Below are 2750 nucleotides of genomic sequence, written 5' to 3' on the forward strand. Positions count from 1 at the left end.
TTACTTTATGCTTTCTAGAATCAAAGATATTAGCTTTACCATCAACTTGTTTGCATCTATCATCACTACTAAATTTAGCACAATCAAAATCTAGCGTTAAACTAAAATTTACATCATTTGCGTAGTAGTTTTTATCATATAGAGTTGCTATGATTTTTTGTTTTTTACCTAAGATATTAAACTCACTATTTGCATTTATATCAAGTTCTATTATAGATCCCATCTCTTTAGGAGAGTTGTTAAAGAATGTATAAGATACGTCTTTTAAATTTACTGTGCCATTTTTTTCATCTTTTATACCTGTGATATTTATATCTAAATTTTGTGGTTTAAATTTAAGGATGAAATCACGAGAGGTTATATTATTATCTGTTAAATTTGACTCAAAAGATTTTGAATCTTTTTTTTGCTTATAAAACTCTTTTTTGATTGAATTATTTACATCTTTTACATCAAATCCTATCAAGCAACCAACTTTTTTATCTTTTTCATCATAACTATCTTTATTGCATTTATCTTTTGTGTTATCACCCCAAGTAGAATCAGTAATACTAAATTTAGTATAGCCAATATTGAAGTAGTTTAAAACTTCATCTTTGCCATCTAAATTTAAGCCAACTTTAGCAAATTGCTTAGGTTTATTTCTTAAATCATTTAGAGTATTTATTTTATTATACTCATCTTTTTCTTTTGATATGTTTTTATCGAAATCTACAAATAAATTATTTGATGAGTAAATTCCTTCTTGCCACAATATATGAGTTGAATTTTTAGGCTTTGAGGTATTGTAGTGAGTTTTATTTGTGCTTTCATCATAATATATATTATTTACGCTACTATTGTTTTTTAAGCCTGAGAATATTGTAGGTTTTGTTTGGTTATCTTCTTCTTTTGGTTCTAGTTTTGCATCATAACCTAACATATAATCACCATTAGAATCTGCTGGGTAGATTAAATTTTCAAACTCTTTTGAGATACTATTATTTATTAGAGTTTTATCTAAATTTTTAGCTTTTGTGCTATCTAGTTTAAAATATGCTGGTCTTACTGCAAAGGTTTGGGTTGGGCTAAAAGAATATACTTCATAATCTTTGATATCGTTTTTAGTTTCACACTCTTTTTTACATTTATTTAGTTCATCTTTTCTTATTTTTTCTTCACATTTGTTTTTAATATAGCAGCTACCAATACTTTCTAGTCCTGATGGCGTATAAGTAATGATAAATGAGTAATCTTTCCTTGCAAAACCTATTTTTACACCTGTTATATCGGTATAATTTTTTTGCTGTTTTTGATCTTGTGGACGGAATTCATAATAAAAGTGTGCATTATTTTTAATATGGTTTTCGTTTATTTGAGGTTTGATTGATTTGTTGTTATCAGTATTATAATCTGAGAAGAATTTATACTGTAAATTTGTATCTTGAGATAAGGATTTATGTTTTTGTGTATCATCTCCTAATTGTTTATCATAGAAATCTTTTGTTGTTAGAGAGATTTTAAATATACCTTTTAATCTTGCATTTCTTCTTTGAAACTCATTATATACTGGCTCTTGGATTTTATCTAATACTTTTTGTTTCTCATCTACAACTTTTTCTTGTTCATTAATCTCTTCTTGTTTTTTATCGATCTCTTTTTTCTTTTTATTGATTTCTTCTTCTTTTTTAGCAATTTCTTTTTGTTTATTGCCTTTAGTTTTTAAATTTTTAATCTCTTTTTCTAATTTTTCTATCTCTTTTTTAAATGCCTCTTTTTCATCTTTTAGTTGTTTGAGTTTGTTTTGCTCAGTTAATAAAGCTTCTTTTGCAGGCTTTCTATCTTTTTTAAATTTATCAAATTCAACTACGTAGTTGCAATTTGTTTTACCCTTACAAAACACATCTTTTTCAAGCTCATCTTTACTAAAAATTCTTTCAAAATCATCTTCATTAAATTCTGTAACATTAGGATCATAGATAAATTTTAAATTAAATGGCTTCATACCGATTTGAGTGTATAAAGTTTCAGGATCTCCTGGTTTTTGCCAACTTTCATTAACTATTTTCATACCGCTTACGTTTGTTAGCTTGATTATGTTTGTAAAGGTGTTGTTGTTTTTATCTTCACATTTTTTCATATCTAAATCATAATCAAATTTCTTACCATTAATAGCAAAACTATAGCCAAATTTAGGCTCTTCATAGTGACCAACTATTTTAGTTTTATAGGTGATAAAAACGTTTTCTCCCCTTTTAATAGTGCCACCTTGTTCTTTAGAGCCATCAGCACCTTGGCCGATATAAAAATCAATAGCTCTATTGCCGTTTGTAAATTCGTTATTAGCTAAATTGTTGGTTGCTGGATTATTTGCAACTAATTTATTATATATAACATTTTTATCTTCATTTTGTATTAAGTTTCCTTTTTCATCATAAGTGCCTGGTTTTTTATCTTTGATGGATTTAAGATTAGCTTGTCTAAAATCTTTATCTTTTCTTAAAGAGTTATCTATCTTAGATGAATCATTTATGTAGTGTAAGTAATCACTTAATCTTACTTTAGCTACAACACCTTCTGATTCACTAGCTTTTGCACTATCTTTGAAGTGAAATCTTATTTGATTGTTAATTATTTCATTTGGTAAAGCAACAAATCCATCTTTTCTTGAGCTTTCACCAGCTTGATTAAACATCTCTAAATCGTAACAAATTTCAGGTATGTATAAATCTGTAGAGAAGGCTACGAAATTTAAGAAGGCTTGTTCGCCT

Annotated in this window: 1 pseudogene; it reads right to left on the minus strand. The window is 27.0% G+C overall.

The features are described 5' to 3' along the window. Positions 1 to 2750: pseudogene (locus F1B92_RS08900) on the minus strand (hypothetical protein); the annotation flags it as partial.

This window comes from Campylobacter portucalensis (assembly GCF_009690845.1).
GTDB classification, from domain to species: domain Bacteria; phylum Campylobacterota; class Campylobacteria; order Campylobacterales; family Campylobacteraceae; genus Campylobacter_B; species Campylobacter_B portucalensis.